The 24016-nt window shown below is 61.2% G+C and carries 24 protein-coding genes and 1 pseudogene; 21 read left to right on the plus strand and 4 right to left on the minus strand.

What is annotated here, in order from left to right; all coding sequences use genetic code 11:
• Nucleotides 1–12 precede the first annotated feature (12 nt).
• The 18 genes and pseudogenes from ACZ1HK_RS08100 (at nucleotide 13) to ACZ1HK_RS08185 (ending at nucleotide 16671) form a co-directional block, all read left to right on the plus strand.
• Nucleotides 13–453, plus strand: coding sequence for a tellurite resistance TerB family protein (locus ACZ1HK_RS08100; RefSeq protein ID WP_472628274.1), 441 nt, complete (start codon nucleotides 13–15; stop codon nucleotides 451–453).
• Nucleotides 450–1202, plus strand: a complete 753-nt coding sequence (locus tag ACZ1HK_RS08105; RefSeq protein WP_472628275.1) for a phosphate/phosphite/phosphonate ABC transporter substrate-binding protein — start codon at nucleotides 450–452, stop codon at nucleotides 1200–1202. The genes ACZ1HK_RS08100 and ACZ1HK_RS08105 overlap by 4 nt, the downstream gene beginning before the upstream one ends.
• Nucleotides 1203–1267: 65 nt before the next feature.
• Complete coding sequence (locus tag ACZ1HK_RS08110; RefSeq protein WP_472628276.1) at nucleotides 1268–2044, plus strand: ABC transporter ATP-binding protein; 777 nt, start codon at nucleotides 1268–1270, stop codon at nucleotides 2042–2044.
• The gene (locus ACZ1HK_RS08115) at nucleotides 2034–2789 is read left to right on the plus strand and encodes a substrate-binding periplasmic protein (RefSeq protein ID WP_472628277.1); all 756 of its coding nucleotides are present in this window, start codon (nucleotides 2034–2036) and stop codon (nucleotides 2787–2789) included. The genes ACZ1HK_RS08110 and ACZ1HK_RS08115 overlap by 11 nt, the downstream gene beginning before the upstream one ends.
• 110 nt (nucleotides 2790–2899) lie before the next feature.
• Nucleotides 2900–3628: a transporter substrate-binding domain-containing protein gene (locus ACZ1HK_RS08120; protein ID WP_472628278.1), complete on the plus strand. Its 729-nt coding sequence runs from the start codon at nucleotides 2900–2902 to the stop codon at nucleotides 3626–3628.
• Between the two features lie 224 nt (nucleotides 3629–3852).
• Nucleotides 3853–4671 (plus strand): alpha/beta fold hydrolase, encoded by an 819-nt coding sequence (locus ACZ1HK_RS08125; RefSeq protein ID WP_472628279.1) that lies wholly within the window; start codon nucleotides 3853–3855, stop codon nucleotides 4669–4671.
• Between the two features lie 161 nt (nucleotides 4672–4832).
• Complete coding sequence (locus ACZ1HK_RS08130) at nucleotides 4833–5699, plus strand: ABC transporter permease (RefSeq protein ID WP_472628280.1); 867 nt, start codon at nucleotides 4833–4835, stop codon at nucleotides 5697–5699.
• Nucleotides 5700–5848: 149 nt separating this feature from the next.
• Entirely contained in the window at nucleotides 5849–6688 is an 840-nt protein-coding gene (locus ACZ1HK_RS08135) for an ABC transporter permease (RefSeq protein ID WP_472628281.1), read from the plus strand.
• Nucleotides 6685–8019 carry a glutamine synthetase family protein gene (locus ACZ1HK_RS08140; RefSeq protein WP_472628282.1) on the plus strand — a complete coding sequence of 445 codons (1335 nt, stop codon included), beginning with the start codon at nucleotides 6685–6687 and terminating at the stop codon, nucleotides 8017–8019. Before ACZ1HK_RS08135 ends, ACZ1HK_RS08140 begins: the two co-directional genes overlap by 4 nt.
• Before the next feature lie 112 nt (nucleotides 8020–8131).
• Entirely contained in the window at nucleotides 8132–8830 is a 699-nt protein-coding gene (locus ACZ1HK_RS08145) for a type 1 glutamine amidotransferase (RefSeq protein WP_472628283.1), read from the plus strand.
• Entirely contained in the window at nucleotides 8827–10173 is a 1347-nt protein-coding gene (locus tag ACZ1HK_RS08150) for a glutamine synthetase family protein (protein WP_472628284.1), read from the plus strand. Before ACZ1HK_RS08145 ends, ACZ1HK_RS08150 begins: the two co-directional genes overlap by 4 nt.
• A 17-nt stretch (nucleotides 10174–10190) precedes the next feature.
• The gene (locus ACZ1HK_RS08155) at nucleotides 10191–11354 is read left to right on the plus strand and encodes a hypothetical protein (protein ID WP_472628285.1); all 1164 of its coding nucleotides are present in this window, start codon (nucleotides 10191–10193) and stop codon (nucleotides 11352–11354) included.
• 164 nt (nucleotides 11355–11518) lie between these two features.
• Entirely contained in the window at nucleotides 11519–11656 is a 138-nt protein-coding gene (locus ACZ1HK_RS08160) for a hypothetical protein (protein ID WP_472628286.1), read from the plus strand.
• Nucleotides 11653–12947 (plus strand): annotated as a pseudogene (locus ACZ1HK_RS08165) (NAD(P)/FAD-dependent oxidoreductase). Before ACZ1HK_RS08160 ends, ACZ1HK_RS08165 begins: the two are co-directional and overlap by 4 nt.
• Nucleotides 12948–13053: 106 nt before the next feature.
• Nucleotides 13054–14262, plus strand: a complete 1209-nt coding sequence (locus tag ACZ1HK_RS08170) for a DegT/DnrJ/EryC1/StrS family aminotransferase (RefSeq protein WP_472628287.1) — start codon at nucleotides 13054–13056, stop codon at nucleotides 14260–14262.
• Nucleotides 14263–14355: 93 nt separating this feature from the next.
• Nucleotides 14356–14880, plus strand: a complete 525-nt coding sequence (locus ACZ1HK_RS08175; protein ID WP_472628288.1) for an aminotransferase class IV — start codon at nucleotides 14356–14358, stop codon at nucleotides 14878–14880.
• Nucleotides 14861–15256, plus strand: a complete 396-nt coding sequence (locus tag ACZ1HK_RS08180) for an aminotransferase class IV (protein ID WP_472628289.1) — start codon at nucleotides 14861–14863, stop codon at nucleotides 15254–15256. Before ACZ1HK_RS08175 ends, ACZ1HK_RS08180 begins: the two co-directional genes overlap by 20 nt.
• A 47-nt stretch (nucleotides 15257–15303) precedes the next feature.
• Nucleotides 15304–16671 (plus strand): aminotransferase, encoded by a 1368-nt coding sequence (locus tag ACZ1HK_RS08185; RefSeq protein ID WP_472628290.1) that lies wholly within the window; start codon nucleotides 15304–15306, stop codon nucleotides 16669–16671.
• A gap of 493 nt (nucleotides 16672–17164) precedes the next feature.
• Here the strand turns inward: ACZ1HK_RS08185 and phaR are convergent, their stop codons facing one another.
• Nucleotides 17165–17716 (minus strand): polyhydroxyalkanoate synthesis repressor PhaR, encoded by a 552-nt coding sequence (gene phaR, locus ACZ1HK_RS08190; RefSeq protein ID WP_472628291.1) that lies wholly within the window; start codon nucleotides 17714–17716, stop codon nucleotides 17165–17167.
• Nucleotides 17717–17837: 121 nt separating this feature from the next.
• On the opposite strand from phaR, the gene ACZ1HK_RS08195 reads away from it, so the two are divergent.
• Nucleotides 17838–18323, plus strand: a complete 486-nt coding sequence (locus tag ACZ1HK_RS08195; RefSeq protein ID WP_472628292.1) for a GNAT family N-acetyltransferase — start codon at nucleotides 17838–17840, stop codon at nucleotides 18321–18323.
• A 97-nt stretch (nucleotides 18324–18420) separates the two neighbouring features.
• On the opposite strand, the gene ACZ1HK_RS08200 is transcribed toward ACZ1HK_RS08195, so the two are convergent.
• Both ACZ1HK_RS08200 and ACZ1HK_RS08205 read right to left on the minus strand, forming a co-directional pair.
• Nucleotides 18421–18873: a Phasin gene (locus ACZ1HK_RS08200; RefSeq protein WP_472628293.1), complete on the minus strand. Its 453-nt coding sequence runs from the start codon at nucleotides 18871–18873 to the stop codon at nucleotides 18421–18423.
• Nucleotides 18874–19001: 128 nt separating this feature from the next.
• Nucleotides 19002–20855: a PHA/PHB synthase family protein gene (locus ACZ1HK_RS08205; RefSeq protein ID WP_472628294.1), complete on the minus strand. Its 1854-nt coding sequence runs from the start codon at nucleotides 20853–20855 to the stop codon at nucleotides 19002–19004.
• An 83-nt stretch (nucleotides 20856–20938) separates the two neighbouring features.
• Here ACZ1HK_RS08205 and phaZ point away from each other — a divergent pair, with 83 nt between their 5' ends.
• Nucleotides 20939–22204 (plus strand): polyhydroxyalkanoate depolymerase, encoded by a 1266-nt coding sequence (gene phaZ / locus ACZ1HK_RS08210; RefSeq protein ID WP_472628295.1) that lies wholly within the window; start codon nucleotides 20939–20941, stop codon nucleotides 22202–22204.
• Nucleotides 22201–22734: a DUF6151 family protein gene (locus tag ACZ1HK_RS08215; RefSeq protein WP_472628296.1), complete on the plus strand. Its 534-nt coding sequence runs from the start codon at nucleotides 22201–22203 to the stop codon at nucleotides 22732–22734. The genes phaZ and ACZ1HK_RS08215 overlap by 4 nt, the downstream gene beginning before the upstream one ends.
• A 100-nt stretch (nucleotides 22735–22834) precedes the next feature.
• On the opposite strand, the gene ACZ1HK_RS08220 is transcribed toward ACZ1HK_RS08215, so the two are convergent.
• Nucleotides 22835–23962, minus strand: a complete 1128-nt coding sequence (locus ACZ1HK_RS08220; RefSeq protein ID WP_472628297.1) for a cobalamin-independent methionine synthase II family protein — start codon at nucleotides 23960–23962, stop codon at nucleotides 22835–22837.
• Nucleotides 23963–24016 lie beyond the last annotated feature (54 nt).

Raw genomic sequence — 24016 nt, forward strand, 5'->3', positions numbered from 1 at the left:
TATATCGTCCCCATGTTTGCAGACCTCCTCAAGCGCCTCGCCGCCCCCGAACCCGAACCGCTGCCCTTCGACGATGCCCGCCTTGCATTGGCCGCCCTTCTCGTACGGCTGGCCCGCTCAGATGGTGACTATGCCCAGATCGAGGCAGACTATATCGAACACATCCTCAGGCACCGCTATGCCATGGCCCCGTCCGAGGCCCGCGCCCTTCTGATCGAGGCCGAAGCCCTGGAGGCTGAGGCCCTCGACACCGTCCGCTTCACCCGCGCCATCAAGGACGCCGTCCCTTATGACGACCGCATCGGCGTGGTGGAGGCACTCTGGGCCATCGTTCTCGCCGACGGTGTGCGGGATGAAGAAGAAGACGCGTTGATCCGCATGGTCGCCCCCATGCTCGGCATCAACGATCGCGACAGCAACCTTGCCCGGAAACGCGTCGAAGCGCAGGGATGATTGCGTCGCTGCCAATGTATGCCACGCCGCGCACCGCCGGGGCGGATGCGCGCCTTTGGTCGTCCATTGCGACCCGCTTGCGCCACGCGGGCCATGGTGCGCCCGAGACGCTCAGCCTTGCACCGGGCGATCTGCTTGGCCATTGGACCGATCCCGCGCTCGTGCTGTCGCAAACCTGCGGACGGCCTTACAAAGACCACCTGCATGGGCGCGTCCAGCTGGTGGGCACACCAGATTACGGGGTGCCGGGCTGCCCGCCCGGCCATTATCGCAGCCTCGTCATCGCCCGGGCAGACGATCCGCGCTGCGATATCAGCGAATTCGCGGGTGGAGTTTTCGCGTACAATGACCCCGGATCGCAATCGGGATGGGCGGCACTTGCCGCGGAACGGCCCGAAGTCCTTACCGGGCCCGGCCTGCGCACGGGAAGCCACCGCGCCTCAACACGTGCCGTCCGCGAAGGCCGTGCGGATTTCGCGGCGATTGACGCTGTCACCCTAAGGCATCTCACGGCCGCTTCTGAGGCGACCGGGGTGAAGATCATCCACGGCACCGAACCACGCCCCGGCCTGCCCTTCATCACCGCCCAATCGCAAGACGCCGCCGCAATCGCCCGGGCTGTCTCAGAGGCCATTGCGGCCTTGGACAAGACCGACCAAGCAACGCTTGGCCTGCGCGCGCTGGTCGCAATTCCGGCAGAAGAGTATCTCGCCCTGCCCGATCCAGCCGTGCAACCGCCCGCGCCTTGAGCGCGGCCATTGCATTTCCACGGTCCTTCGGTCCAAATCACGCAACCCTACGAACGGACAGCGATATGACCGACACCCCCGTCATCGACATCAAAGGCCTGCACAAAAGCTTCGGTGCGCTCGACGTGCTGAAGGGCGTCGACCTGACGGCCAATGCGGGCGATGTTGTCTCGCTCATCGGCTCGTCCGGGTCTGGCAAATCCACCCTGTTGCGCTGCGCGAACCTTCTCGAAGACAGCCAGCAAGGTGACATCCTGTTCGAAGGCGAGCCCGTCAAATGGAAAGGCGCAGGCGCCAACCGCCGCCCGGCAGACCCCGAGCAGGTCCGCCGCATCCGCACGAACCTGTCCATGGTGTTCCAAAGCTTCAACCTCTGGTCCCACCTCACGATCCTGCAAAACGTGATGGAGGCGCCGGTTACCGTTCTGGGTGAAGACAAAGCCGAGGTCGAAGACCGCGCCCGTCAGTTGCTCGAGAAGGTCGGCATTGGCGCGAAATGCGACGCCTGGCCTTCGGAGCTTTCCGGCGGCCAACAACAGCGCGCCGCCATCGCGCGCGCGCTGTGTATGCAGCCCCGTGCGCTTCTATTCGATGAACCCACCTCCGCCCTCGACCCCGAGCTGGAGCAAGAGGTGATCCGCGTGATCCGGGGCCTGGCCGAGGAAGGCCGCACGATGATCCTTGTCACCCACGACATGCGCATGGCGCGCGACCTCTCAAGCCACGTGGTCTTCCTGCATCAGGGCCTGGTGGAGGAACAGGGCGCGCCGTCTGCGCTCTTCGGCAACAACGCGCAATCCGAGCGCTTGCGCCAATTCCTCAGCCATTCCGATGCGGCTTAAGGCCCTCTTTCTTGCCAGTCTAACCACCTGCCCCGCAGTGGCGCAGGACATCACCATCGGTACGGCCTTTGCCTACGATCCCTTCATCTCGCGCGATGAAACCGGCACCTACGAGGGGGCAGAGCCTGAGATTTTGAGCGAGATCTGCACCCGCGCCGGATGGACCTGCACATGGGTCGCACTGCCCTTCGAGGATATCTTCCCCGCCCTGCAGCAGGGCCGCATCGACATTGCCGCCAATGGCCTAGGCCATACAATCGAACGCGCGGCTGAGGTCCATATGGCCTGCCCCTACTACCCCGTCTTGGGCGATCCGCCGTCCGGCACCTTCTTTGTCACCGACCCGAACCACGATCCGCGCGCGGGCCCGGTGGGCGTCACCGCCGGTTCGATCTTTGAGGCAACTTTGCTGCGCGAAGGCTATGTGCCGGTCCCGTTCGAGGATGAAACGATCGCCCTGCAAGCCCTCCACGATGGCCTGGTGCCCGCCCATTTCGGCAGCAGCACGTATCCTGCGCAGATTGGGGCAGGTAGCGGCCTCTTTGAGGTCGGTGAGATCGAGACCGGCGCCATCGGCTTTGCCTTCGCCCTTTCCCCGGGCGATCCTAATCTGATCGAGACGTTTGAGGATGTTCAGGCAGACATTTCCGCCGACGGTACCCTTGCAAGCATTGCGCAAATCCATCTGGGCTTCAGCCATCCTGACCCGATTTCGCTGTGTGATCGCACCAATCCCGTCAGTTGACGCAAGGGCATCCCTGACCGCGCGGCTTGCCCCCACGCGCGAATTCTCTATCAATCAACGCATAACAGGTGCAGCCGCCAAAAGGACTGTGCCACAACACGGAGATACACATGAAAAAGCTGATCCTCGCCACCACGGCGTTGACCCTTACCGCTGGCATGGCACTCGCCGATGGCCATTCCGTTGTCCGCATGGGCACCGAAGGCGCCTACCCTCCCTACAACTTCATCAATGATGACGGCGAAGTCGATGGCCTGGAGCGCGCGCTTGGCGATGAACTCTGCGCACGGGCTGAGCTGACCTGTGAATGGGTCACGAACGAGTGGGATTCGATCATCCCCAACCTGACATCGGGCAACTACGACACCATAATCGCGGGCATGTCGATCACGGACGAGCGTGACGAAGTCATCGACTTCACGCAGCCCTATATCCCGCCCGCCGCGTCGCTCTTCATGGGGATGGATGACGGGCTGGAACTCGACGGCGCCACCATCGCTGCCCAAACCGGCACCATTCAGGCCGGCTATCTGGCAGGCCTCGACGGTGTGACGCTCATTGAATTCGCCACGCCCGACGAGACCGTCGCGGCCGTTCGCAACGGCGAAGCCGATGCCGTTCTGGCCGACAACGACTACCTGCAACAGATCGCGGATGAAGACGCCGATCTGTCGATCATCCTCGAGCCTGTCCCTCTCGGCGGCGGTGTTGGCATGGGCCTGCGCGAGGGCGATGAGTTGATTGCCGCCTTCGACGCAGCGATCACCTCGATGAAGGAAGATGGCTCGCTGAACGCACTGCTGATCGAGTGGTTCGGCGAAGGCACCCAGACCTGGTAAGTGTCTGACACGTCTACAAACTGGAAGCGCGGGCTGCTGAAAGCATGGCTCGCGCTTTCGCTTTTGTGGGTTGCAGGAGTTGGACTCTACGCCTTGATCACGACCGACTGGTTCGTGGCAGTGACTGTCCGCCTCGTTTCAACTTTGGGGCTCGGTTCGCCATTGGCGATTTTGATCGTTGGAAGCATCAGCATGGCCCTTTTTGAACGGCTCCGGACGCGCCGATGAAATGGAAGCTTCCTGATCGCTACCGGACCTCTGCAGGCACCGTGGCCGCCACCCGCATCGGCTCCGGCCCTCCACTGGTTCTGGCCCATGGCTGGCCGTGGTCGTCGTACAGTTGGTCGCGCGTGGTCCCGCGTCTCAGCAAGCACTACACCTGCCACCTCTACGACATGCCCGGGTTCGGCCAGTCCGACAAAACCGGCCCCCGCCCGATGTCGCTTGATACCCAAGGCGAGGTTTTTGGCGAGATGCTGGATCATTGGGGCCTGTCCGAGCCTGCCGTGATGGCTCACGATTTCGGCGGTGCCGTCACCCTGCGCGCCCATATCCTTCATGGGCGTCGCTTCTCTGCCTGGGTCCTGATGAATGTCGTCGCCATGCGCCCTTGGGGGTCGGGGTTCTTCGACCATGTGGGCCGCCATGCGGACACGTTCTTGGGCGTCCCGCCCCATATTCATGAAGGTATCGCACGCGCCTATATCGGCGGCGCCCTGATCCGCGACCTGCCTCGGGAAGATATCGAAGCGCTGGTGGCACCGTGGCTCGGCGCCGAGGGACAAGCCGCCTTCTACGCCCAGTTCGCGCTCGCAGATGAGCGGTTCACGGCAGAGGTGGAGCCGGGCTTTGCCATGCTCACGCCGAAGCCCGCCATCCTCTGGGGCGCAGACGACCCGTGGATTCCCTTGGACCGAGGCCGCGCCCTAGCCGATCTGGTGGGCGTGCCGTTGACCGAATTGCCGGGGCTGGGACATCTCCCGCAGTTGGAAGATCCCGACGGCGTAGCACAAGCGCTGCTTTCCGCATTGGCGGCACGATAAAGCCGAATGCCCGCCCCGCGACGCGAGAGGTCGGCGGCAAAGGTCCACGGCTCACGCGACTGCAACTTCCCGGAAATTGCCCGCCGACCCCACTTTAGGGCTATCCCCCGCCCCTCTTTGTTCCATAAATATGTAAATCCGACCTCGGCCCCACGGCACCCATGTTCAGCTTCTGCGAAGACCCCTCCACGCTAGAGACCTTCCAATGGTTCTCCTGCTATCTGACGAACGGCGTGCATATGCTGTTCTACCAGAGCTTCCTGGTGGTCTTCGCGCTCCTCGCCATCGCAGCCCCTCTCGCACTGACCTTTGGCTTTCTCGCGGCCACAGCCTCTCGCGCGCGCACAGCCCCTGTGCGCTGGGTCGGCAAGGGTTACACCGCCATGGTGCGCGGCATTCCCGATATCGTATTCTTCCTGTTCTTCGTGCTCGTGTTGGATCAGGGCATCGAATATATCCGCCACCTCATCACCTGCCCCGACTGGGATGAACCGATCCGGCAGGGCGCGAATTTCCTCGTTTGTGATCAAGCCCGAACACCGCAGGGCAATGCGCCGCAATGGGTGCATGAGATCTACAATTTCGGTCTTGCTGTCTTCACCTACGCCCTCGTCTTCGGTGCCTTCTGCGGCAATGTTCTATTCGGCGCGATGAACGCTGTGCCGCGCCCGCAGTTGGAGACCGCGGCAGCTTACGGCCTGAGCCAGCGCCAGATCTTCTGGCGCATTCTTGTGCCGCAGATGTGGATCTATGCCCTGCCCGGCCTCAGCAATATCTGGATGATCCTGATCAAGGCGACGCCGCTCTTGTTCCTTCTGGGGATCGAGGACGTGGTTTATTGGGCCCGCGAACTCGGCGGCTCCCGCAATTCGCGCTTTGCCTATCCGCACCCGGATTGGCGGTTTTGGTACTTCCTTGCGCTGCTGGTCTTCTATCTGGGCTTTACCAAGGTCTCGGAAATCGTCCTGAAACGCCTGACCAACAGCCTGTCGCGCGGCCAGGCCACCGCTGCGGGGGCCGCCGCATGAGCGTATCTCACGCCTTCCTCGTTTTCCAAATACCTCGGGGGGATGGCGATCTTTTCCATAAGGAAAAGACGCCTTGGGGGCAGAAGCCCCAATTGGGGTGGGCGGGCGGGCCCGCGCATCCCCACACATAATTCCAACGGAGCTGCCGCATGACCTGTGCTGAGGCCCTCTCCGCCTATGCCTTCCGCGCGCTTGGATTTGGCCAGCGCGCGCTTCCGCAGGGCGAGATCACGATTTGTGAACAGGTCGTGCTGATCGGCTCGGGCATGTTGTGGAACATCTACCTCGGCGCCGTGGCACTGTTGTTGGGCTTTTTCTTCGCCGTCGCGCTTGCCGTCGCGAAAGCATCGAAATCACCGCTGACGCGCAAACCGGCAGAATGGTTCATTTTCCTCTTCCGTGGCTCGCCGCTCTTCATCCAGTTCTTCATGGCGTACGAGGCGTTTGTGATGCTGCCCCGCGTCGGCGTCGAGTTCGAGCTGTTCGGCATCGCGATAGAGGCTGAGACGCGCTGGTTCGCCCGGGCCTGGCTTGGCGGGTTGATCGTCTTGTTTCTCAACACATCCGCCTATGCCGCCGAGATTTTCTACGGCGCGCTGCGGTCCGTCCCGCGTGGCGATCTGGAGGCGGCGGATGCCTATGGCCTGTCCGGCTGGAAGAAGTTCCGCCGCATCACCTTTCCCACCACGATGCGACTGGCCTGGCCCGCCTACACGAACGAAGCGATCTTTCTGTTCCAGTCCACGGCTTTAATTTTTTTCAGCAGTTTTCCGGCCTTTCAACAACGCGGAGATGCGCTCTACTACGCCAACTATTTCGCGGAACGCACTTTCAACCCGTTCATTCCGTATCCCATCGTCGGAGGCTATTTCATCCTACTGATACTGTTGGTCATCGGGTTCTTCGGATTGATCAACCGACGGCTGAACCGCCATTTGCCACAAGAAAAACGGCAAAAGTTGCGCATTCGACCGAACCTGATCAGATGAGCGATTTTCTCCTCGAAAACCCAGCCATCAAGTCGATCCGCATGGTGGCCGCGGACCTCAACGGGCAAGCGCGCGGCAAGCGCATTGCGCGCCGGTTCGCGGGCAAGGCGCTGAGTGAAGGCACACGCTTTCCCTATTCGGTGATGAACCTCGACATCTGGGGCGAGGATATCGACGACAGCACCCTGGTGTTTGAGGCCGGCGATCCCGACGGCATCCTCAAGCCCACCGAACGCGGCTTCGTTCCAGTTCCGTGGTTGGAGACGCCCACAGCCCTGCTTCCGATCTGGATGTTCCACGAAGACGGCACGCCGTTCGATGGCGACCCGCGCCATGCATTGGCCCGGGTGATCGACCGCTACACGGCGCGTGGGCTGACCCCTGTTGTGGCGACCGAGCTGGAATTCTACATCATCGACGACCGCGGGAAGGAGCTGCGCGTACCGCCCTCGCCCCGCTCCGGCATTCGCAGGCAACAGGCCGAGATTCTCGCCCTGCGCCAGCTCGACGCCTTCGATGGCTTTCTGACCGCACTCTATGATGCGTGTGAGGCCATGGACATTCCAGCTGACACCATGATTTCCGAGGCTGGGCCGGGCCAATTCGAGATCAACTTCATGCATCAACCCGACGCGATGAAGGCGGCGGATGATGCGTGGCTGTTCAAGATCCTGACCCGCGGCCTCGCGCGCTCCCATGGCTTTGCCGCCAGCTTCATGGCCAAACCCTACCCCGATTACGCGGGCAACGGGTTGCACACGCATTTCAGCGTGCTCGACGCGGATGGGCGCAATGTTTTCGACGACGGCACGCCGGAAGGGTCCGCTACCCTGCATCACGCTGTCGCCGGGTGCCTCGCCGCAATGCCCGGATCTATGCTGATCTTCGGACCGCATGCCTCCAGCTACGATCGCTACGTGCCTGAGGCGCACGCCCCCACCAAGGTCGCCTGGGCCTATGAGAACCGGACAACCGCGTTGCGCATCCCCTCTGGTCCCGGCGCCGCGCGGCGGATCGAGCATCGCGTCGCAGGCGGCGACATCAACCCCTACCTCTTCCTCGCCGCCGTTTTGGGCGCGGCGCTTGACGGGATCGAACGCGCGGCTGAGCCGCCAGCCGCCATCAAGGGCAGCGCCTACGCGCAGGACCTGCCGCTTTTGCCCACCACATGGGAGGCCGCCATCGACGCTTTCGACAAAAGCGCCGAAATCGCCCGCATCTTCACGCCCGAGCTGCGCGCGAACTTCCTCGCCACCAAAAGGCAGGAACTGCACTACATGGCCGAATTGTCGCCGGAAGAGCAGCAGGAGCTTTATCTCGATACCGTCTGAGCCAGATGCGCACCCCTTCGAAAGGATCAAACGCGCTTTGCTACGCGCGTGCCCCCTTGTCGCCCCAAGCGGCACCTCATACCTTCCGTTCACCTAACAAAGCGAAGCCCAAATGCACCTCGGCATCCTGCAATGCGGCCACGTCCCGGACGAAGTCGCCGCCAAAGACGGCCCCTACGAGACCTTGTTTCACAAGCTTTTCGCCCATCGCGGGTTTACCCAGACGCTCTGGTCCGTGGTCGATATGGAATTTCCCGATGGCCCCGGAGCCGCGGATGCCTGGCTGGTCACGGGTTCGAAACACGGCGCCTATGAGGACCACGCCTTCATCCCACCGCTTGAGGATCTGATCCGCGCCATTCGCGCCTCGGGCCGCCCCATGGTTGGCTCCTGTTTCGGGCATCAGATCATCGCGCAGGCCCTTGGCGGGATCGTGGTGAAATGGCCGGGCGGCTGGTCCGCCGGGCGGACGGAATATCGGTTGGGCGACAGCACGCTGAAGCTGAACGCCTGGCATCAGGATCAGGTGACCGACCTGCCCGAAGGCGCAACCATCCACGCAAGCTCGGACTTTTGTGCCAATGCGATCATGGCAATCGGTCCGCGCATTCTGACCGTACAGCCGCACCCCGAATTCGAGGACAGCGTGGTCGAGACGCTGATCGAAACCCGCGGCCAGGCCCTTCCCCCTGCGGTTACGGGCGCGGCGCAGGCCAAGCTGGGGCAGGCCAACGACAACCGCTTTGTCGCAGATTGGCTTGCGGACGTTCTGGAAGGGGCGGATGCCACCGCCACACGGCTGAAATCATGATCGAGAACCTGCCAGAGGTCGCGCAGACCTATCTTGAAGGCCGGGTGCTGGACGAGGTCGAATGCATCGTTGCGGACCTCGCGGGCGTGGCCCGTGGCAAAGCCATGCCCGGCGCGAAATTCGCGCGGCAAACCCAGTTCTACCTGCCCAATTCGATCTTCTTCCAGACCATTACCGGCGATTGGGCCGATGACGTGGCCGATGGCTTCACCGAACCGGACATGGTCCTGACGCCTGATTGGGACACGGCCATTCCTGCGCCGTGGACTGCGGACTGGACGCTGCAGGTGATCCACAACATCGACGATCAGCAGGGCCAGCCTGTGCCTTTTGCGCCGCGCAATGTCCTGAAACGGGTCTGCGACCTCTACGCCGCGCGGGGCTGGCAGCCGATCGTGGCGCCCGAGATGGAATTCTACCTTGTTGCGCCGAACACCGACCCCGCGCGTGAGATCGAACCGCCCATGGGCCGCTCAGGCCGTCGGGCCGCCGCGCGGCAGGCCTATTCGATGAGCGCCGTGGACGAATACGGGCAGGTGATCGACGATATCTACGATTTTGCGGAAGCCATGGGGCTTGAGATCGACGGTATCCTGCAAGAGGGCGGCGCGGGCCAGATCGAGTTGAACCTGCGCCACGGCGATCCTGTGCGCCTGGCCGACGAGATGTTCTATTTCAAACGCATGATCCGCGAGGCCGCCCTGCGCCACGACTGCTACGCCACCTTCATGGCCAAACCCATCGCGGGTGAGCCGGGAAGTGCCATGCATATCCACCATTCGGTTGTGCATGCGGAAACCGGAGCGAATATCTTCAGCGATGCGCAGGGCGGCGAAACCCCCGCCTTCGCGCACTTCATCGGTGGCATGCAGAAAAACCTGCCCGCCGTGATCGCGCTTCTTGCCCCTTACGTGAACAGCTACCGCCGCTACGTCCCCGACTTTGCAGCGCCCATCAACCTCGAATGGGGCCGCGACAACCGCACGACGGGTATCCGTGTTCCAATCAGTGGGCCAGAGGCGCGGCGCGTCGAAAACCGCCTGCCGGGCATGGATTGCAACCCCTACCTTGGGATCGCCGCCAGCCTTGCCTGCGGCTATATTGGGCTGGTTGAGGGCACCAGGCCATCGGAAGAATTCAAGGGCGACGCCTATGCCAGCGAGTCGGGCGTTCCGCGCGGGCTTGGTGATGCTTTGGGTTTGCTGGAGTCCAACCCCGCCGTGCAGCAGGTCCTCGGAGAGGAATTCTGCCGTGTCTACGCGGCCGTCAAGCAACTCGAATATAGCGAATTCCTGCACGTCATCTCACCCTGGGAGCGGGAGCATCTGCTCCTGAACGTGTAGTGCCGGTCTGGCTGAAAGTGAGCCTGATCACGCTTGGCACTTTGGCCATTCTGGGGGCGCTTGCCGTCTATATTTTCGCCCGCATGATCGGCGGGATCTTCGACGGTTTTGTCGAAGGATTCAGTAACCCGACAGGTGCAGCTCCCGCTGTGGAAGCAGGCCCACAGCAGGTCCAATTTCTTCAGACTGAAGGGTTCGATCCGGCGTCTCCCGGGGCCGCAATCATCCTGCACCCCGCCTTTACCGGCTTGCCCGAGCCGGTTGCCGTGACCGACCCGGCGGTGCTTTCCAGTGCCGCAGACAGTGCCTTTTTCACCGACAACCGGAGCGCCGAGACGGGGATGGTCTTGCTGTCGATCCTCTTCCTCAGCCCGCCCGGCAATGGCACCCGCGCCACCATGGTCAGCCTGTTCCAGGACGGCCACGAGGTTGCGACGCTGACATGCTACACCGGCCAATGTCCGCGCCAAGGCCCACCCACTTCGCCCTACGATCTGGCCGGGCTGGACGCCGCCGCGCAACCGGTTGTCTACGAATTGGAGACCATCACGGGTGCCGCCGCTGCCCGTGCATTCGCGGCCGATTTGCGCACCAGGCCGGGCCACTTTGTGGCCCATGGTTTGGAGGGGCTTCCGGACCCCGCGCAGCGCTTCAACGGCTATGTCTGGCTGGACCTGCCCACGACGTTCGGCCCATGGGACGCGAACACAAGCTATGGAGGGACGGCAGAGCGGGCCGCGTTCGAAGTCGCACTGGCGGATTTTCGAAGCACTTTGCCGTTTGGTGTAGAGTTTGACCGTATCAGCACCGGCGGACAATGGAGCCAGTACCAGATCATTGACCGGGCGACCGATCTTCAAGCCGTCGAGCAAACCGGATTTCTGGCAAGCGACGGCTACCTTCCGCAGTTCAACCCAAGCGCACGGATCTGGGTGGAAACGGAAGATATAGATGCCCTGCGCGAAGCGGTTGAGGCGTATGACTGGCCCGTTCCCGCGAACCCACCCGCAGACGAAATCCTCGCCGCGCGTCTGCCAGAGGTGTTGGCCGAACGCGAGCTTCCGGGCACGCCTGAGGAATACACACATCGCGTGGTTGTCTTTGATGTGCGCGATACGCTCAGCCTGTCCGACTATGCCGAACCCGAAGTGATCTTCGGCTATTACGTGGTCGCGCCATGAGCCTGCCGGGCAGCAGGACTTGGTGGGTGGAGACAGCCCTGATCGCAGCCAGTGGCTTGGCGTTGGGCGTATTGCTTTGGGATGGTCCATTATGGGTGCCTGGGCCCGCAGTAGAGACCGCAACTGACGCTCCATTAGAGATACAGGCCAGAACGCCAACGACCTTGAGCGAATTGATCGAAGCGGGCTGTCTGACCGGCGAGAACCTGCGCGCCATGCGGGAAGGGGAGCAGGTGTTTATCGAATGCCCGCCATCCGCGACCGAACCCACCGGCCCGCCGGAAGATCGTCTGTTCCCATGAACCCACTCTATCGCAACGACACGCCCGGCCGCCATGCGCCATCCTCCTATGCGGCGGGCCTGACGCCAGTGGACCGCGCTCCGTTGACGGGCAAGATCAAGGTGGATGTTGCGGTGATTGGCGCCGGGTTTACCGGGTTATGGGCCGCCAAAACGCTTGCGGACGCGGGGCGTGAGGTCGTGGTTCTGGACGCCCACCGGGTCGGGTTCGGCGCGTCGGGTCGCAATGGCGGGCAAATCCATTCCGGTTTCAACATGATGCAATCCACGTTGGAGGCGAAATACGGGCAAGACCGCGCCCATGCGTTTTGGGATTTGGCGGAGGCAGCCAAGGCGCAACTGCGCAGCTTCTGCGCCGACCATCCGGAGACGGCGCTAAAAGACGGAATTGCCCATGGCGAGTACGACAAGCTGCATCTGGCCGAAGCGCGGATGGAGGCCGACCACATGGCCCGCCATTACGGGCTGGAGGTTGAAGTGCTCGGCAAAGACGCCTTCGCCGAGGTCGTGAAATCCCCGCTCTACCAGGGCGGTACCATTGATCCGTCCGGCGGGCATCTCCAGCCACTGGCCTACGCTTTGGCACTGGGACGCGCGGCAGAGGCGGCTGGCGCTTCGATCTTTGAACGCACCGAGGTGGAAAGTGTCACCGAAGGCGCGCGCGTCCTGCTTCGCACCCCGCGTGGGCAGGTCGAGGCGGGCCATGTGATCGTTGCAGGCAACGGCTATTTGCCGAACATTCTGCCTGCCGTGAACCGCAAGGTCATGCCGATAAACTCTTTCATCGCGGCGACCGAGCCCCTGCCCGACCGCTGGCAGGAGGTCCTCGCCCGCGACATCGCCGTGGCAGACAGCAAGTTCGTGGTGAATTACTACCGGTTCGACCCAGACAAGCGCTTTCTGTTTGGCGGACGCGAAAGCTATTCCATCGGCTTTCCATCGGACATCCAGACCGCGTTGATTGCACGGATGGAGGGGCTGTTTCCCCAACTGGCTGGCGTCAAGATCGACCATGTCTGGGGGGATCGCTGGGGATCACAGCCACGCGCCTGCCTCACGTGGCGCGGGTTGCCCCTAACATTCTTTCGGGCGCAGGCTTTTCCGGGCAAGGCGTGGCGTTGTCGGGAATGGCAGGTCGCGTCATGGCCGAGGCCGTGTTGGGACAGGAAGAGGGTTTGACGAGTTTCGAGGCACTCAATGTGCCGTCCTTTCCCGGCGGCACAGCGCTCCGCGCGCCGATTCTGACCCTGGCCATGACGTGGTTCGCCCTGCGGGACCGTATCGGCCTTTAGAACACTTCGGCGGATTGACGCCATGTCGCGCCCTTTGGGGATTCCCTTGGCCGTTCAAATCATAGTATAAGAGAATCGAAATTATACATTTCAAAAAGGTGAATGTATGTCTCTCGACCATATCCCCGCCCCGAACGTCTATGACGCGGAACCCATTCCGGCCGCCGCCCGTGCGGAAATTGACCGCCTGCTTCTGTCGGGCGACCTGTTCCGATACACCGCGCCGTCCGACGCGCCTGTGGCCCTGCTGGAGCGTGAATTTGCAGCGCTGATGGGCACCAAATACGCGCTGGCGGTCTCGTCCTGCTCGGCGGCCTTGTTCTTGTCGCTAGAGGCGCTTGGCTTGCCCAAAGGGGCAAAGGTCATGATCCCCGCTTTCACGTTTGCGGCTGTCCCGTCGTCCATCGTGCATGCGGGAATGCAGCCTGTGTTGTGTGAAGTCGGTGACAATTACCGCATCGATGTGGCTGACTTCCGCGCGAAACTTCCGGGCGTTGATGCCGTGATCATCAGCCACATGCGCGGCCATACCTCGGACATGGATGCGATTATGGAAGCCTGTGACGCCGCAGGTGTCCCTGTCATCGAAGATGCCGCGCATTCGCTTGGCACAACCTGGCACGGCCGCAAGATCGGCACGATCGGCAAGGTCGGCTGTTTCAGTTTCCAGTCCTACAAGCTGGTGAATGCAGGCGAAGGCGGCATTCTGGTGACAGACGATGCCGACCTGGTCGCGCGCGCCGTCATCATGTCCGGCGCATATGAGCACAATTGGAAGAAGCATGGCGAAGATGCGGATCTGGCCGAGGCCTTTGGGCGCTGGCAAAACAAACTGCCCCTTTACAATCTTCGCATGCAGAACCTGTCGGCTGCGGTTATCCGCCCGCAACTTCCCGAAGTGGCCCGCCGTGTCCGCGATGGACGCGCAAACCACGACTACGTGGCCGGATTGCTGAATGCATCGCCTTGGCTTGCTGTGCCCGATGCTCTGGCGCCCGAGGATCGCGCGCCGGACTCGATCCAGTTCAACCTGGTTGGGTTTGAAAGCGACGCGAAGGCGCGCGCCTTCGCAGAGGCCGCTGCAGCGCGCGGTGTGAAGGTTCAGGTCTTCGGGCTAAGCACGGACAATGCGCGCGCGTTCTGGAATTGGCAGTTCATTCCCGGTGATCTGCCTCAGCTGCCGCAAACCCGCGCCATGCTGATGCGGGCCTGCGACGTCCGCCTGCCCGCGCGGCTGCAAAAGCCTGACCTCGATTTCATCGCGCAGGCGCTTGTGGATGCCGCGGAGGAGATCAAAGGCGCACGCGCCGCGTAGCGCGACGCGCTTGCGGCCTGGAAAGAACGTCTGCCCAGAGTTTTCTAGAAAACTCTGGTTGCGGGCTGACGTGTGTCTTGGCACGCTCGGCTCATGTCCGATCTTTCCAAAGGCGCGGCCCATTGGCAGGGCCGCATTGTTCCTATTGCAGAGGCCGCCCTACCCGTCACCGATTGGGGCGTCACGCATTCCGATATCGCGTATGATGTCGTACCCGTCTGGAAAGGCGGGTTTTTTCGGCTTGATGACTATGTGGCGCGGTTCATGGCTTCGGTCAGCGCGTTGCGGCTCAATACCGGGATGGACGCGGACGGTGTGAAGGCGGCACTGACCGAGATGGTTTCAACCGCCGGCCTGCGCGACAGTTATGTCGCCATGGTCGCGGCGCGGGGCCGCAATCCGGTTCCCGGCTCGCGCGACCCACGCGATTGCGAGAACCACTTCTACGCCTGGTGCGTGCCCTACGTTCATATCGTGAAACCCGAAGCAGCGCTGCAAGGCACCTCTGTCTGGATCGCCAAACGTGTCCGCCGTATTCCCGCCGACAGCGTGGATCCGACGGTCAAGAACTACCATTGGGGCGATTTCACCGGCGGGCTTGTTCGAGGCCAAGGATAACGGGTTCGAGACGGTTCTGCTGCTCGACCATTCCGGCAATGTGACCGAAGGGCCGGGCTTCAATGCGTTCGCTGTCTTCGGCGACAGGCTCGTCACCTCCGACCATGGGGTGCTGCACGGGATCAGCCGGCGCACGGTGTTGGAGATGGCCCAAGAGGCGGGGATGAATGTGGAGACCCGCCCGCTTCCGTTGGAAGAATTTCTTGAGGCCGACGAGGTGTTCCTTTCCTCCTCCGGCGGTGGCGTTATCCCCGTGGCGCGGGTGGACGAACGGCGCTATTCCAACGGCGCGGCGGGACCGGTCGCGCTGGATCTGAGGCGGCGCTATTTTGAGTGGATCGAGCGACCCGCCCACCGCACTGAAATCACATATTGAGGGGCGCGGGCGGCGCGCGTAGCGTGATCCGCAAAGGGAGGCCTGCCATGAACACCCACGCCCCAAATTCCTGGGAAGCCCGCGCCGAAGCGCACTCGCTTTACGGCTTCACTGATCTTCCGTCGATCCGCGAACGCGGCACCGTTGTGATCACCCATGGGGAAGGTCCCTATGTGTTCGACACCAACGGGAAAAAGTACCTCGATAGCAATTCTGGGCTATGGAACATGGTTGCCGGATTTGACCACATGGGACTGATTGAAGCGGCAAAGGCGCAGTATGATCGCTTTCCCGGATACCACGCCTTTTTCGGCCGGATGTCGGACCAGACCGTGGCTCTGTCTGAGCGGCTGATCGACGTCTCGCCGTGGGACAGGGGAAAGGTGTTCTACACCAACTCGGGCTCTGAGGCGAACGACACTATGGTCAAGATGCTGTGGTTCATGGCCAAAGCCGAGGGCACACCGCAAAAGCGCAAGATCCTGACGCGCGGCAATGCCTATCATGGGGTGACGGCGGTGGCGGCCTCGATGACTGCGAAGCCATACAACGAATTGTTCGGCCTGCCGATGGAGGGCTTCGTCCACCTCACCTGTCCGCACTATTGGCGCGAGAGTGAGGACGGCGAAAGCGAGGCGGAATTCACGGCGCGGCTGGCGGCGGAATTGGAGGATGTAATCGCGCGCGAAGGCGCCGACACGATCGCGGGCTTCTTTGCGGAGCCGGTTCTGGGCGCAGGCGGTGTGATCCCGCCGCCGGCCGGGTATTTCCAGGCGATGCAGGCGGTACTGCGGCGGCATGGCATTCCGCTGATCTCCGATGAGGTCATTTGCGGCTTTGGGCGCACGGGTGAGGTTTGGGGCTGCGAGACCTATGATTTCGTGCCGGATGTCATCATCTCGTCCAAGGCGCTGACGGCAGGCTACTTTCCGATGGGCGCAGTGATGCTGGGGCCCGAGATGACGGACCGATTGCAAGCTGCGATTGATCCGGTGGAGGAGTTTCCCCACGGCTTCACGGCCTCCGGCCATCCGGTGGGCTGTGCGGTTGCGCTGAAAGCAATCGACGTGGTGATCGAGGAAGGTCTGCTGGACATGGTGCGCGCGGGAGCGGGCCGGATGGAGGCCGGTCTGCGTGCGGTGGCGGACCACCCGAATATCGGAGAGCTGCGCGGCGTCGGTTATATGTGGGCGCTGGAGGCCGTGCGCGACCGTGACGGCAAGGTGCCGTTTGAGGGGCATCTGAGCGTATCCGAACGGATCGCCAATACGTGCACGGATCACGGGCTGATCTGCCGCCCGTTGGGTCAATCTGTGGTGCTGTGTCCTGCCTTCACGCTGACCGACGGACAGATGGATGAGATGTGTGAAAAGCTGGATGCGGCCCTGAAGCAGGTCTTTGCCGAGGTGGCGTGAAAGGCCGGGTTGCACGCGTGCAACCATGGGTTAAATAATTGTTTTTAGAGTAATTTGTGGATTTTCTTCACCATTTCTTAACGCTTTCGAACGGGACTTTGCGCCGACCCGGCGGGTCAGTGCATGCTGCAGCTTCGGCATGCTCACATTAGGGCACAGACCGGGGCGGATGACCGCAAGACGGGCAGTCAATTCGCAAGCGTCGCCTGGCATCGTTCGCTGGCCGCCACGACGCGGTCCATCTCATAGAAATGTCCGTCACTGGGGGGTGCGTGACGGCCTGCATCTGGGCCGCGGCCTGCGCGAGCCGCACGGCGGCAGCTTGGCGCGCCTGCGGATCAGGCGCGGTTTCGCAAAGGGAGTAATCGGCCATTGCGGCGAGGTATGGGCTTTCATACGCGTCGTCCGGGCCCCCGAAGAGCCCCGAGATGAAGGCACAGCCCGAGACCGACAATGCCACGCAGATCAGGGCAAAAAGGCGAAAGGCGCGCATCTACATCTTGCTGAGTTTTGACTGCAAATCCGCAAGCTGACGTTTGATCTCGTCCAACTCCTCGGACGGGGCTGCGTCATCTTCAGGTGTCTCTGCATGATCGGCATTGGCGCCGGGCGCTATGCCTCCGGTCATGGCCTTGAAGAACGCTTCTTGCTGCGCGCGCATTGCGTCGAAGCCGGGCATGGAGGCCATCGGATTGATTGCGGCCATATTGTCCATCATTTTGGACTGCCCTTGTTGCAGCATCTCGAAGCTCATGGCGAGGAAATCAGGCACAACGGATTGGGCCGCACCTGTATAACTGCGCACCAGATCGGTCAGCACTGCGATGGGCAAAACGCTTTCGCCCCGGCTTTCATGTTCTGCAATGATTTGAAGAAGATACTGGCGCGTCAGATCATCCCCGGACTTCAGATCGACGATCTTCACTTCGCGCCCGGCGCGGATGAAGCCGGCAATATCTTCCAGCGTCACATAGTCGGACGTTTCAGTATTGTAGAGCCTGCGTGAGGCGTAGCGTTTGATCAGCAGGTGGTCATCATCGGCCATGTCTGTTGCCCTCCCCTCGCGCGTACGTTGCGCTGCAGCATCAAGGAAGCCTACGCTGCACTTGCGAGACAATGCAATCGGCGTTTTCGCAAACTTCTTATATAGGAATTAGTGGGGTGACATGTGGGGCTTTGAAACAGATCGGCTTTCCGTGCGCCATTTGAGCGGACGATTTGACCGCACAACGCTTGCTGCGGAGTTTACCGGTCTATTGAGCCCCCTCGTCCTTGGGCCGCTGCCAATGTCCCTGCAGCTTGGCAGTGGGCCAGATGCCGTAATCTCGTGGATCGACGCACGTATGACGGAAAGTGATCTTTGCCTCGTCCGCACGCGCATGGATGGAGCGCTGATCGGTGCGTTGCTGTCGGTGCAACCGGATCAAGATGGCCCCATTCATTTGGGCTACCTGTTTGGCGAAGCTGCCTGGGGCCGAGGATACGGGTCGGAGATGTTGCGCGGCCTTGTGGCTCAATCAAAAGGGCAACACTTACGCGCGGGCGTCGCGCGCGACAATCCGGCCTCGGCGCGTGTGTTGGAAAAGGCAGGATTCCATGTGGACCAGACGGATGCGACCGCACAGACGCTGACCTATCGGCACCCACAATAGGAAAAGGCGGGCCGCGATGTGCGGGCCCGCCTTTCTATCAGCGCAGTTTCGGGGGAGGACCCGATCTGCGCCTATCCTGTCGCCTGAAAGGCCGCGCTTACTTCGCGGTTGCTTTCTTGGCTGCGGTCGTCACTTCGGCGGTTGCCTTCTTGACAGCTGCAGTGGCTTCTTCGGTGGCTTCTTTGCCAGCGGCCATCATCAGCTCAACCGTTTCCATCTGCACTTTTTTCGCGACTTCGGCGAAAGCGGCCATGGTTTCAGCGGCCATCTCTGCCTGAGCCGATGCGAAATCGGTCATGGATTTGGTGTAGTCGGCGGGCTCATCCTTAACGGCGGCCACGTCACCCATCTTTGCGATGGTGTCTTTGGTCCACTTCGAGGAGATCTCGGTGGATTTCTCGGCGGCGTCGAGGGCAACTTTGGCCATCTTCTCGCCGGTTGCGGCCTGCGATTTGAACGCGTCGGTGTAAGCGGACATGTCCATCGGGAACGATGCCATCATTTCGGACATGTATTTGGTGAAGTCGGGGGTTGCGGCTGCTTTTGCCATCTCAAAATTCTCCAGTCGTCATATTACCCGGAACGGGCGATTGCTGCGTGTGCACAATATATGCGTGCTGCAGTGCAGAAAGTCAAGTATTTTTCTGCGCTGCAGCATATAGAAAGAATGCAATGAAATCAGGCTGCTTTGCCTTCTTTCACGTAAATTCCGGGGGCTGGCGCAAGAATCTCCTGGCCATCCGCGCCCGGGTCACGCGCCGTGACCATCGCGCCCGACCGCTTGGCCAGCCACTTCTCCCACAACGGCCACCAGGAGCCCTCGTTGAAGTCAGCCGCCGCCAGCCAATCCTCTGCCGTGCCCGAGACATCGGCATTTGTGAAATGGCCATACTTCTTTTTCGAAGGCGGGTTCACAATTCCTGCGATATGGCCGGATTCCGACAGGATGAAGGTCTTGTCCTTTGATCCCATCTTGGTCACCCCGCGGAAGCTGTCGACCCAGGCGGCGATATGGTCGGTCTTGCAACCGACGGCGCAAAGGGGAACCGTCACATCCTTCAGCGAAAGCGTTTCACCGCACAATTCGAACCCGTCATTCGCCAGGCCGTTGCCTTGGCACAGGCCACGCAGATATTGCATCGTCATCTTGCCGGGCAGGTTCGTGCTGTCGCCGTTCCAGAACAGCAGATCAAAGGCAGGCGGCGCCTCGCCCATCATGTAACTGCGCACGGCGGGGCCGTAGATCAGATCCTTTGAGCGCAGGAAGGACATGGTTCTGGACATGAAATAGCTGCTCAGCACTCCGTCCTGATCGATCTGGCGCTCAATCGCTTCGACAAAGTCATCTTGCAGGAAAGGTGTGAATTCCCCCTGCTCCGAGAAATCGGTGAGCGTCGTGAAGAACGTGGCGGATTTGACCGACTTGTCCTTGCGCTTTTTCATAAGGGCAAGCGTCAGGTTGAGCGTCGTGCCTGCAATGCAATAGCCCACTGCGTTGACTTGCTTTTCGCCCGTGATCTCTTTCACCTGATCGATCGCGGTGAGGAAGCCATCCTCGACATAGTCCTCAAGGCCAACATCCGCGTAAGATGCGTCGGGGTTTTTCCAACTGACGACGAATAGCGTATAGCCCTGCTCGACAATCCATTTGATCAGGCTGTTCTGCGGTTTGAGATCGAGAATATAGAATTTGTTGATCCAGGGCGGAAAGATGATGAGGGGTGTCTTGTGCACCTTGTCCGTCTTCGGCGCGTATTGGATCAGCTCCATCATGCGATTGCGGTAGACAACGCTGCCCTCGGACGTCCCGATATTCCCACCGACTTCAAAAGCCGTGGGGTCGGCGAGCGTGGGCAGGATCTCCCCTTGATGGGTCTCCATATCACGCACGAGGTTTTCTAGCCCGTGCACAAGGCTTTCGCCGTCCGTTTCCACCGCCTTTTCGAGGGCATCGGGGTTGGTGGCAAAGTAGTTGGTGGGTGAGAACAGCTCGATCACCTGGTTGGCGAAGAACTCCACCCGGTACTTGTCCTTCGGCTCCAGCCCCTCAAGATCGGCCACGGCCTGACGGATCGCCTCGGACCCCATCGTGTATTGGTGACGGACGAAGTTGAAATAAGGGTGCGTGCGCCACAGTGGGTTGGCGAAGCGTTTGTCGGACGGCAGATCATCGTCGGGCAGAAGCGGCATCTTTCCCTCGGCCAGCGCGTTCTGCATTTCCATGAAATGCGACATGGCCTGACCCCAATATTGGGCCTGCGTTTCAAGCATTTTTCCGGGGTTTGATAGCATCTCTGCCCAGTAGGCCATGCCGGCCTTCATGTAGAGATCCTGGCCCGGGCCTTGCAGACCGACATCGGCAGGCGAGCGCTGGCCCATCGCCGCGACAAGACGCTTTGACAGCGCCTCGACCTTGGCCAGATTCGCGTTCAGCTTTGCCAGATGCTCGCTGTCGTCTGATGCAACCTCTTGGTCTGCATCGCTTTCGTTCTTTTCCCGTGCCACCTTGAATTCCCGTTTCAAATGCTGCATCTGCATAGTAGCGGGACCAAGGTGAGGGGGTCCACGCGACGAAATGATCCGGGGTAACCCGGTCTCGGCGCTTGGAGTAGCTCATGCGGTACATGCTTACCTACGATCTGATGGAATCGATGCGGGTCACGAACCAGTGGATGGGGGCCTCTGCCCGTGCCATGTGCTCGTATCCGGCCTTTGGACTGGTCGCCAACCCACTGATCCAAATGACTGCCGCCTGGGGAGAAGTGACCGAGCGCAGCTTTGCGCGCATGGTCGCGAAGCCCGATTGGCACATCGACAGCGTGCCCGGCGACGATGGGCGCGATCATGTGGTGACCGTCGAGACCGTAGTTGAGCGACCCTTCGGTGATCTCATACGGTTCGACGTCCAAGGCCGCGCACCCACGGGCCGCAAGGTTTTGCTGGTGGCGCCGATGTCGGGCCACTATGCGACGCTTCTGCGCAAAACGGTTCTGTCGCTTTTGCCTGACGCTGATGTCTACATCACCGACTGGCACAATGCGCGCGATATTCCGGTTAGCGTGGGCAAGTTCGATATTGAGGACTACACGCATTACCTCGTTGATTTTATGCGTGAAATGGGACCCGACACCAACGTCATTGCTGTCTGTCAGCCGGCACCGCTCGCGCTTGCGGCGACCGCCTATCTGGCCGAGGAAGCACCGGACGCACAGCCGCGCACACTGACCCTGATCGGCGGGCCGATTGACCCCGATGCAGCCGCGACAGACGTGACCGATTTCGGTCGTCGCGTGACCATGGGACAATTGGAAAAATTCGTAATCCAGCGGGTCGGCTTCAAACATGAAGGCGCCGGCCGGATGGTGTATCCGGGGTTGCAACAGCTTTCATCGTTCATGGCTATGAATGCGGAAAAGCACGCCAAGGCGTTCTCCGACCAGATCGTGCGTGTTTCCAAGGGCGAGGCGACCGACCACGACAAGCACAACACGTTCTACGACGAATACCTCGCCGTGATGGACATGACGGCGGAGTTCTACCTTTCGACGGTCGAACGCATTTTCAAAAAGCGCGAGATTGCGAAGAACATCTTTGTGGTCGATGGCAAGCAAGTGGATATCGGCAAGATCACCACGGTTGCCGTCAAAACCGTCGAAGGCGGGAAAGACGACATCTCGGCCCCTGGCCAATGTGTGGCAGCACTCGACCTTTTGACCGGGTTGCCGGATGCCAAGAAGGCCTCCTATCTGGAACCCGATGCCGGGCACTACGGGATTTTCGCGGGCAAAAGCTGGCGCAACAATATCCGACCGCTGGTGCTGGAATTCATTGACGCGAATGCAGGTTCCAACGTGGTGCCGATAAGCGAGAAGGCCGGATGATTTCGCTTCGCTGCCAATGCGGCGCCCTTCAGGGCACGTTGGCAGAGAAGACGGTAAAATCTGGCACGCACCTGACCTGCCATTGCCGGGATTGCCGGGCCTTTCAGGTTGCCGTTGGCCGCGAGGATCCCGGTGCGATCGAGGGCGTCCGTGTCCTTCAGATTGGCCCTGCTGGGATGGAAATCACACAAGGTGCCGAGAATTTGGCGGCTATGCGTCTATCGCCGCGCGGACCGTTGCGGTTCTATGCGGCGTGCTGCGGCACGCCCATTGCGACGACCCCTTCGAAACTGAGCATTCCGTTCGCCGGTTTGTTGGCGGACATCGTCGAAGATCAGCGCGCCCTGGGCCGGATCAAGGCACAGGTCAATATCACGCAGCCAGACGGCAAGGTCACGCACAAGCGCATGGGTCGCGTTGTGATGGCGCTGCTTTCGAACTCCGCCGCGGCGATGCTTAAAGGTGAGCGCAAGAAGACCCCTTTTTCGATGCGGCAACGGGCCGTCCGGTGGTTGAACCGGTCGTCATAGACAAGGCGCGAAAGGCCGAGATCTACCGCTCCCTGTAGGCGTGGCCTTCACTTTTCAGCCGCAATTACCGACTTATCCACAGCTTTTGCGCGCATTTCTTTCACAAACGCGCGTTGGCCAGCTTTACACCTTCTGACAGCGCCGCAAGCTTGGCATAGGCAATCTGGGGGTCGACGGCGCCGAAACCGGCAAACGTTCCAAAGCCGCAATCGCTGCCTGCGATCACACGATCTGCGCCGACGATGCCGGTGAACTTTGCAATCCGTTCGGCCACAAGCTCAGGGTGTTCCACGAAGTTGGTAGTCGTATCCACGACGCCCGGCACAAGGATTTTATCGTCGGGAATCTCAGCCGCGCGGTCGCGGAAGACTGTCCATTCATGGGCATGGCGAGGGTTCGATGTCTCAAACAGAAGCTGGCTTGCGTTGACTGACATGAAGGTGCTGAACACGGTGTCCATCGGCACGTCACAGATATGCGGCCCCTCATAATTGCCCCAGCAGATGTGCACCCGAACGCGCGACGGATCGATGCCGGACAGCGCGTGGTTCAGCGCCTCTACATGGCTGGCCGCGATCTTGACGAATTCTTCGTCCGACAGGTCTGCGAAAAGCATGTGCCGAGACAAGGCCAGATCCGGGCAATCGAGTTGCAGCAACAAGCCCGCATCCACAATGGTCCGATACTCTTCGGCCATGGCATCGGCCAAAGCGGCCAGATACGCCTCCCGCGTGGGGTAGAAGTCGTTTTGCAAGAACAACGAGATCACCCCAGGCGACGCGGCATTCATAAAGCCCTCTGCCGCGCCGTGCTTGGCCATCGCCGCCTTGAGGTTGCCGATGTCCTTTTGCAATTCCTCCTGCCCTTTTGAGCGCACCTCGCCCGTGCACATCGGACGCGCATAGGTCGGTGTCCCGCCATCATTGGCGAGGCGTTCAAGGAAGGATGGGAACATCTTGAGATCTGCCGGCGCATTGCGCGGGCTGTCGCCGGAAAAGCCGGTGTAGCGATCCTTCACATAGGTCGCGTAGCTGATCTTGGATGTCTCGCCATCGCTGACGACCTCCACGCCCGCGGCCACCTGCTTGGCGACAGTCTCGTCCACGGCATCTGTCATCGCGGCGTCGAAAGCCGCCGGATCATAGGGCTGTTCCTTTTCACGGGCGAAAATGAAATCCACGACCTTCTGTGTGCGCGGAAGCGACCCTGTATGCGTGCTTTTGATCATGACTATCCCCGTTATTGCTGTGTTGTTTCGGTCTACGCGAGCGGCGCGGAATGC

The sequence above is a fragment of the Gymnodinialimonas sp. JB5-7 genome, assembly GCF_055693405.1.